Origin of the sequence: Nocardia sp. NPDC058640 (assembly GCF_042716995.1) — a bacterium.
In the GTDB taxonomy this organism is placed as follows: Bacteria; Actinomycetota; Actinomycetes; order Mycobacteriales; family Mycobacteriaceae; genus Nocardia.
In genome coordinates, this window is the sequence record NZ_JBHXRG010000029.1 from 1 (window position 1) to 9,130 (window position 9,130).

General features: G+C 69.8%; 5 protein-coding genes. All 5 read right to left on the bottom strand.

Annotated elements, in window-relative coordinates:
- Positions 1 to 286: 286 nt before the first annotated feature.
- Positions 287 to 1,609, bottom strand: coding sequence for a S1 family peptidase (locus ACFWU5_RS23810; protein ID WP_379268937.1), 1,323 nt, complete (start codon positions 1,607 to 1,609; stop codon positions 287 to 289).
- Positions 1,610 to 1,700: 91 nt separating this feature from the next.
- Complete coding sequence (locus ACFWU5_RS23815; RefSeq protein ID WP_379268939.1) at positions 1,701 to 3,062, bottom strand: S1 family peptidase; 1,362 nt, start codon at positions 3,060 to 3,062, stop codon at positions 1,701 to 1,703.
- Positions 3,063 to 3,180: 118 nt separating this feature from the next.
- Positions 3,181 to 4,266, bottom strand: coding sequence for a hypothetical protein (locus ACFWU5_RS23820; RefSeq protein WP_379268941.1), 1,086 nt, complete (start codon positions 4,264 to 4,266; stop codon positions 3,181 to 3,183).
- A gap of 40 nt (positions 4,267 to 4,306) precedes the next feature.
- Positions 4,307 to 6,784, bottom strand: coding sequence for a LuxR C-terminal-related transcriptional regulator (locus ACFWU5_RS23825; protein ID WP_379268943.1), 2,478 nt, complete (start codon positions 6,782 to 6,784; stop codon positions 4,307 to 4,309).
- Entirely contained in the window at positions 6,781 to 8,913 is a 2,133-nt protein-coding gene (locus ACFWU5_RS23830; RefSeq protein ID WP_379268945.1) for an Hsp70 family protein, read from the bottom strand. Before ACFWU5_RS23830 ends, ACFWU5_RS23825 begins: the two co-directional genes overlap by 4 nt.
- Between the last annotated feature and the right edge of the window lie 217 nt (positions 8,914 to 9,130).

The window sequence follows — 9,130 nt, forward strand, 5'->3', positions numbered from 1 at the left end:
GCTACGGCCACTGCGTGGCCGCTGCTCCCTATTGGTCGCTGGTGGGGGGAGGGTTATGCGGTTATGGGGGGATTGGGGTGGAGGGGGTGGGGGGAAGGTGGCCTGGACGCCAAAAGGCCGGTAGCGCAATCGCTACCGGCCTTTGTGGCTGCTCTAATGCCTACTGCTGATTTCGTGAGGACATGGGTAACTTCCCAGCCACCTCTTTGCCGCGGATGTCGTGACGCGAGACCGAGAGGTCACCGTCGCGCTCCCGGACGGCACGCTGAGTACGCGGAGAGGCGGATCAGCTGGTGCGGACCGACAGGCCTGGGTTGTCCGAGAGGACGACGCTCAGGGGTTGGGCGAACAGTTGGGGGGTGTCGCCGGTGATGGCGCCGATGATGTTCGGGATTTCGCAGATGGGGAAATCTGCTACCGAGCTGGCGCTGGAGATGCCAAGGGCCAGGCGGCCGGTGACGATGGCGCCGCCGGAGTCGCCGGGGAGGGCGCAGATGTTGGCCGAGAAGCTTTGGGTGAGTTGGCGGTCGCCTACCTGGACGGTCTGGTCGACGCCGTTGATCACGCCGCAGCTGAAGCCGGTGCGGGCGCCGGACTTGCAGACGGGGGCACCGACCACGGGGGTGGCGACACCGTCTACGGGGATGGGGGCCTGGCCGGGGATGCGGACCAGGTTGTTCTCGAAGCGGGCGCGGGCGTTGTCGTTCACGCGGATGATCGAGTAGTCCTGCTCACCGAGCACGGACTTCTGGAAGGTGCCCAGCTGCGCGCCTGCCTTGTCGCCGTTCATCTCGTAGACCGCGGCGGCGCTGCCGGTGCCGGCGGACTCGATGTCGGGGTTGCAGTGGCCCGCCGAGATGTTCACGACGTTGCCCGCGCGGTCGGTGCCGTTGAAGCCCAGCGAGCAACGCAGCGAGCTGCGGCCGATCACCGAGGCGTAACCGTCGCCGCCTGCCAGCGCGCCGTTGCCGTCACCGGCCACGGGGGTGGCGGCCAGGTCGATGCGCTCGCCTGCCACCGGCGGGGCGGTCACGATCACACGCGACGGGTCGATGAAGCTGGGCAGCGGCAGACCGGCCTGCTGCACGCGCACGGCGATCGAGTTGTTCACGGTGTCCACGACCACGCCACGCACCAGCGCGGAGATCTCCGGCGGGGCGGCGGCGAGCCAGTTCTCGAACGCGGTCTTCTCCCCGCGCAGGGTGGACTCGCTCTTGGCCACGTTGCGGACCTCGAAACCGGCCGACTGCGCGGCGTCACGGGCCTGATCGGCGCCGGGACCCTGCGACAGCGCGACCACGGCGTTGCCCTGATCGTTGAGCCAGGAACCGGCGAAGACCTGCGGGAACTGACGCTGCGCGGTGGTGGAGAACGCGGCCACCTGCTGCGCGACATCGGCGCGACGCAGGTACTCGTCGGGGGAGATCTTCAGGTCGCGGGTGACCGCGGCGATGAGCTGGGCGGGCAGGTCAGCGGGCGCGGGCTGCGCATCGGCAACCGCCATCGTGGGGCCGAACAGCAGAAACGCCGCCGAAGCGGCGATCAGGGATTTCCGAGCTCTTCTCGAGCTTCGCGCGGACGGGGTACGACCCATACGTGGCAGGAGCATGGGTCGAACTATATGGGCTTCGGGGACTTATGCCTACTCGGACCGGGTAAGAGATTTCGCTCACCCGGTCCGGGCGGTGATTGTTCCCCGCTCAGCCCGCGTTGGGCTTGGTGCGCACCATGATTCCGGCGCCGACGCCGCCACCCGACGTCGCCTCGATGTCGGCCAGAATCGGCCGAATCGGCACGCCCAGCGACGCCGTACCGCCGTACGGGGCCAGCTGAGTATTGGCCTCGTCGCAGTTGGGCGCGCCCGAGGCGTTCGAGCCGCTGGTGATGCCAAGGGCCAGCGTGCCGGAGATGATCGCGCCGCCGCTGTCACCGCCCAGCGTGCAGGCGGTGCTGGCGAAACCGCGGATGGTCTTGCTGACACCGGTTTCGGTGAACAGCTGGGTCTCCACGTGGTCGGCGGACACGAAACCACACGTGAACGTGGACGACTGGCCGGTCTTGCACACCGGTGCGCCCGTGACGGGCTCCGCGGTACCGGTCAGGGCCACCGTGGTGCCGTTGGCGCCGCGCACGCGAGGCTGGTCCATGCCCGCGTTCACCGCGCGCTCGTTGAGCTTGATCACCGAGTAGTCCAGCGAGGCGGGACCACCGAGCACGGCATGGGTGAACGAACCGACCTCGGGGCTGTTGGGGATGTCGCGCACGTTGGGCACATACACCGCCGCCGCGCCGCCAGCCTCGATGTTCGGATTGCAGTGGCCCGCCGAGATATTGAGCGCGTTGCCCGCGGCGTCGGTGCTGTTGAAACCGAACGAGCACACGTCCACGCCCACCAGCGACGCGTCGTGCAGGTCCTTCTTCGCGGTGATGTAGGTGTCGCCGCCCATCGGCTTGTAGACCACCGGACCGCCGCCGCCGGGCTGCAACACCACCTTGATGGTGGCGATCAGGGTCGGCAGGTTCAGCATGTGGCCGGTGCCGGTGTTGGCGACATTGAGCACCAGCTGGCTGTTGAGCGCGTCGATGGCGATCGAGCTGATCGGCGCGGAGATCGCGGGCGGCAGGCTCGCGATCCACTGACTCAGTTGCAGCAGCGCGCCTTCCAGACCACCGGCCGAGATCGGCGCCAGGTGCGGCTGGTAACCGGCCGCGGCGACGATCTTGCCCGCCTCGGCATCGGTGGTGGCGACCACGGCCTTGCCCTCGGGCGTGAGCCACGCACCGGCGTAGGTGTCGGGGTTGTTCGCCCGGAAATCGGTGGCGTACTCGCGCAGCTGCTGAGCGCGCGCGGCACGATCGAGGTACTGCGCGGGCGACATCCCCAGGTCACGTGACAGCGCGGTCACCAATTCACCCGGTAACGCATCTGCTGAAAGCTGAACGGGCACAGCGGGTTCCGCTGACGCGATACCGGATCCGAGCAGGGGTGCGAGTAGAACAGTCGCGGCGAACCCGGCGGAGGCTGCCTTGACCGCGGCGCGACGCGCCACCAACTTGCGCATGAAATCCCTTCGTTCACAACCAGTGACCGAGAACACCGCCGGCGGCGATCATGTCGGTCAGCGCATCACTCTAGGGCACGCTCGCCGAGCTGGCGCGGTTACCGTGCGCCAGCGGAATTCAGCGGTAGCCCGGGATGGTCAGCGGCGGGGGCAGCACGCCCGGCGGGTTGCTGCGGAAGGGGTGGCGCGGGCCGGTGGTGGTGGTCGGGGGCGCGGTCGTGGTGGGTGGTGCAGTCGTCGTCGGTGCCTCGGTGGTGGTGGTCGTCGGCTCGGGCTCCGGTTCGGGCTCGGGGACGATCGCGGGGGCCGGAGTCGTCGTCTCGGAGACCGGCGGCGGGGGCGGCAGCTGCTCGGGAGTGGTCACGGTTTCCGGGCTGGCGTCGGAAATGGCTGGCGGCGTGGGGGTCTCGGGACCACGCGCCATCACCGCTACCGCGACACCGCCCAACAGCAGGCCGATCAGCGCGGCGGCGGCGATCAGGAAGGGCGTCTTGCTGCGCACGGGCTTCTCGGCGGGAGCGGTCACCGGAATGATCGGGGCCGCCGCGATCGGCGACATCCCCTTGGTCGGCATCGACACCGGCAGCGCGGCCGAATACGCCTGCGCGCCCACCGCGGGCGACGGCAGCGCGGGCATCACATCGGTGGACACCGTGGCGTTCTCGGTGACGATCGGGTCGGGCGGCGTCGTGCCCGCCGGGGTCGCCAACACCGCGACCAGCGCGGCCTCGGCAGCGGCATTGGCGAACGTCTTACCCGGATCGGCGCCGTCGACGGGCTGGGGCAGCTCGTCCTCACCCAGCAGGGCCACCGACTTCAAACCCAGATAGTCCAACGCCTCACGCACGCCCCGCACGACCTCGGTGGACCACCCCGCGGGATGCGTGGCGTAGAACTCGGCCGGGCCGCTGAGATGCTCGGTGGTCAGATCGATCAGACAGAACATCGCCGTGGCCAGCAAGTCCTCCGCGCGGTAAGCCTCACCGCCGTCGACATCCACCCCGGCCGGATCACCGATCGCGCGGACGAAACCGGCGATCGAATGCGCGTGCCCGGACGGCGCGGGACCACCCAACGCGGCATCACCGTCATCGGACATGTGCAAAATCGAGGACCGCGCGATGACCTGCACCGTGCCGTCCTCGGTGACCACCGCGGCAATGCACTCGTCATCGGCGATCCGCAGGCCGACCCCAGTGGCCATCCGCTCTACCTCACTTCGGCGTCGACATCGTGGGCGCGAGTCACACCAGCAGTGAACCGTGTCCCATCGCGCGCAACATAGACAGTAATTCCGAACGTGAGCGCGCGCCTATTCGACGTCGGATTCGCGCGACGTGATGCTCCACGGTTTTCGCCGAAATGTACAGCCGTGCGCCGATCTCCCGATAGGTCAGACCCAGCAGCACCAGCTCGGCGACCTCGCGTTCGCGGTCGGACAGCGCACGCGGTTCGATCACCTGCTGCGGGCCGATCTGGGGGTCATCGGTGCTGGTCCGCGCCTGATCGGGGCGCGCGGGGATGCGCACCGAACGGGCCAATTTCAGCAGGGCGTTGGCGGCGGCGGGGTCGTCGACCATGCGGGCGGTATCACCGGCCAGACGGGCGCTGTCGAAGGTGTGGCCCTGCGCTGCCAAGGCCAGAACCGCTGATTGGACGGCGGCGAGATCGACCTGACCGCGCAGCACCAGCAGCCAGGTGCGGCCAGCGTCGGCCAGCACGGCGGCGTGCGGATCACCGTCGGCGGCCGCGTTCTTCAGCGCGTGCGCGTGCGGGAGCAGGTTCTGCGGGGAGGACTTGGCGATGGCCGCCTGCACGCCGTACCAGTGGAACGCGTTGGTCCAAGCGGGGGCGCGGCCGAGTCGGCGGATCAACGCCATCGCGGCTTCGACCATGGGTTGGATGCGGCCCTCGTCGCGCAACTGGATACCGGCCAGCCAGAGTTCGCCGACCGGGACCAGGCTCAGCAGGTCGACATCGACCTCGTCGAAAAGAGGGAAAGCCGCGGTCCAGGCGTTGTGCAGGGCTTGGGCGTCGCCACTGCGGCGGGCCAGGCCGACGGTGAGGGCGTGGGCCAGCAGCCGGTCGCGGGGGGCGAGGGTGGCGATGTCGATGTGGGCCATGGTCTCGGTGGCCAGGCATTCGTCGCCGATGCGCAAGGCGGTCAAGGCGGACAGGACGGGCAGTTGCAGGCCGGCTCCCGCGGCGGCGCGGATGGCGTCACCGGCTCGACGTGGTTCGCCCGCGCTCAGACTGAGCAGCGCGGCCGCAGTGACGGCGCTGCACGGGGTGGTCACGCCGCCGTCGCGGTTGCCGGTGTGGGCGGCCTGGACCAGTTCAGAGATGGCGCCCGCGGTGCCCGCGCCGTGCGGGTCCAGCGAGGCGAGCAGGGCGTGCGCGGTCAGGCGCGAACCGGCCGCGGCCTGGGTGGGCGGCCAGTGTTCGGCGTCGGCGGACATGTCGGCGGCCGCGGCACCGTCACCGGCCAGGACCAAAACGGTCGCGGCGATGGCCCAGTCGGCGCCGACGCGGTGGGCGCCGAGCCAGCGATAGAGAGCGGCGGCTCGGGTTACCAGGCCGCGGCGGGTGAGCACGCTGGCGCAGATGCGCACGGCGGCGGACAGGTCGGCGTCGGTGCTTTCCAGCAGGGGTTCGGCCAGGCGCAGGGCGGTGTCGTCGTCGCCTGCGCGGGCGGCGGCTTCGGCCCAGGCCAGGGCGATGTCGTGTGGGTCGGTGCCCGCGGTGACCGCGGCGGCGTAGTAGCGGGCGGCCTCGGCGTGGTTGTGTTCGGCTGCGCGGCACAGGAATTCGGCCAGATGATCGTCGCGGACACCGGACTCGGCTAGGAGCAGGGCGGTGTGGTCGCGCAGCAGGCCCGCCTCGAGGCGGGTGTCGAGCAGGCGTTTCTGGACCGCGACGAAACGTCGGTCGCCCAACACGGTGCGCAGTTGGGGCACTGCGGCGCTCAGCAACAGGTCGGCGTCGGTGACCAAGGCGCAGGCTCTGGCCCGCGCCAGCAGATCGTGGGCGGCGGACAGATCCACACCGAGAACGTCCGACAGCTCGCCCGCGTCCAGGCCGGTGCCGGTGGCGGCCACGACGAGGGTGTCGAGCAGGGCCGGGTCGACGCCGGCGAGTTGGGACCTGGTCCAGGCGACCATGGCCTCGTCGACGGCGGCGAAACCGGCATCCAGACGAGCCGTACCGGCAGCGAGCAGGGCCGCCACGACGCCGCCGTGAACGCCCGCGGTCTGCGTGTGAATGTGGGTGATCAGCGGGCGCGGGACCGTCACGCCGAGTTCGCGGGCGAACGAACCGATGTCGCCGCAACCCAGAGCACGCAATTCCACCGTGCGACCGTGCCTGTTGACGGCCTCGCACAGGGCTCGCAGGGCCGCGTGGTGCGGGCGCGGTTGCATGGCGCAGATGAACGATCTTGTGCCCGACTCGACCTCGGCGCGCAACGCGTCGAGTTGATCGATCGGCATGGTGTGCAGGTCGTCGGTCACCACGATCGCGCCGTTGTCGGCGGCGGTAGGGGACGACGCGATCACTGCTAGGCCTTTGCCGCGCAGGCGTTGCCGGACTGCCTCGAGCAGGATCGATTTTCCGGTGCCGGAGCGGCCGGTCAGCAACAGGACTACGGGTTTGTCGGGGGCTGCGTCCACCGATCGGAGGACTTCGCGGGCATTGGGCATGGTGTCGAGCGCGATGGAGCTCAATTGAGTCCTCCGAGCAGTCCACCGGGGAGCTGGGTTACTCCGCCGACGGTGCCTTCCACTACTTCGCCGGTGCCGTTGAGGACTCTGCCGGGGACCTCGGCGACGTTGGGGACGGCGGGGGGTTGGAATTGCGGTTGGGGCTGGGGCTGGGGTTGCGGTTGTGGGGCCGGTTGTTGGGGGGCGGGCTGTTGCGGAGCCGGTTGTTGTTGCGGGGCCGGTTGTTGTTGTTGCGGTGCGGGCTGTTGCTGGGGGGCGGGCGCTTGTTGTTGCTGCTGTTGGGTTTGGCCGCCCTGGGCCGGTGCTGAGCCGACCGACTGTTGCTGCTGCTGGGGAGCCTGGCCTGCTTCGGGCGCCGCGGCCCCTTGAGTCGGGTTCTGGGTGCCCGGGACGACGGCGATCGGTTGGCCGGTGGCGTCGACGGTGGGAGTGCCGAGCACTGGTTTTCCGGTCGCGTCGACGGTGGTGCCGGGCAGCGGTTTGCCTGAGGCGTCCAGGGTGGGGGCGCCGGGGATGGGTTTGCCGGTCGCGTCGAGGGCGGGAGTGCCGATGATCGGCTTGCCGTTGGCGTCGAAAGTGGGGGTGGTCGCGACCGAGACCGGGGAGTTGGTGTTCGCGGCCGGGGCGTCGGTGGTGGTTTCCGGGGTGCTCGGGGTCGCGAATTGGGGAGCGACCGCGAGGGTTCCCGCGGTCAGGGCGCCGAACACGGCGACGGTGGCCGCGACTACGGCCAGGCGCTTCTTGGTCGCGAGTGCGGGCTTGGGGTCCTCGTCGTCGATGTCGGCCAGGGACAGAGTCGGGCCGTCGCCGAAGGGTTCGGCCGTGGCCAGCTCGGAATTCGACGTTGCCAGTTCTGTGCTTGCTGCGTGTCTGCCTGTTGGCAGCTCCGAGGTGGACTCGACTTCGGCGTGCTTGCCCGCGGTGTCGGTCGGGTCCTGCGTGCGCGCCGCATCCGTGGAGCCCGGATCGGCGTCGGCTTCGGTCGCCGCGAATCCGGTTCCCAGGGTGGTCGCCGCGGCGGATTTCGTGAAGTTCGCCGGGCTCACGGCACCGGACTTCGGCTCGGCGAGGTCGGCGTCCATCGCGTTCACCGTCCACGGTGACGCCCCGTCGCTTTCCGCCGCCAGCAGATCCGCCGCCAACTCCGCCGCACCCGCGGCACTGGCCGTCGCGGGATCCTCACACGCCACCACCGGCAGCCCGAATTCCGACGACACCAGCTCCGCGACCAGCGGAATCGCGCCGCCACCCCCGGTCAGCAGGACCGCGGACACATCGCGCAGATCCACCCCGGCACGCTGCACGGCGTCCCGGATCAAACCCAGCGAATCCTGCAGGTCTTGACGGAGCAGGTCCTCGAGCTCGTTGCGCACGATCCGCACCCGGCCGTCGGCGGCGAGTTCGCCCACCGACACCACCGTCGCCGTGTCCAACGACAGCGCCTCCTTGGCGGTGCGGCAGCGGTCGCGCAGCGCCGCCAGTTCGGTCTCGACGGCCGGATCGAAGGGGTCGATCTCGTTGTCACCGAGCGCGTGACCCAGCACGTAGCGCATTGTCAGCAAATCGAATTCCGAGCCCGCGATGTCGGCGCTGTGCGTCGGAACGCCGAGCAAACCCGACTTTTCACCCGTCCGCACGACCGAGACGGTGAGGCCGCTGTCGCCGAGGTCGTAGACGACAATCGCGCCCTCGTCGAGCAGACCGCGCTCGATCTCATAGCGGCGCACCACCGCCAGCGGCTCGGGAACCAGCACCACCGCACCCGCGCCCGCGTTGTCCAGCGCCGCGCGCACCGCCTGCACCCTGACCTCGGGCCACCAGCCGGGATGGCACGACACCACCGTCGCGTCGGCATCGGTGAGCGCGGCGATATCGGCCATCAACCGGGTCGTTGCCGCCGCTACCAGGTCGGCCGCCACATGGCTGGAACCGTCTTCGGCGAGCATGCGCACCGGGTCGCCCACCCGCGACAAGAACCCCTCCACCACCACCGCGGGACCTGCGGTCGTTGCTACCTCTACTGCGGTGGGCCGCTGGATCACAGCCACCGGCTCACCGCCGTCGGCAGCCGTCGCGACGGCCACTGAACGCGATGCACCGACGGTGACGCCGAGCGCGAGACGGTCTGTCATATCGAAACCTCTGCGGATGCGGGAGCTACGGACACCATCGAGCGAGCTATCCCCATTGTCGGTTGCTGAAGGGCTGCTGTTACCGGTTCATGGGGGATCGTCGGGCCGATCCCCTATTCCCAACCGATCCCCTAATAAACATCCCCGCCCAGATGCGGGGGTCCGCCCCGTTACGGGCCGATGGCCTCCCGCCATAGCGTCGATGCATCGTGCCGAT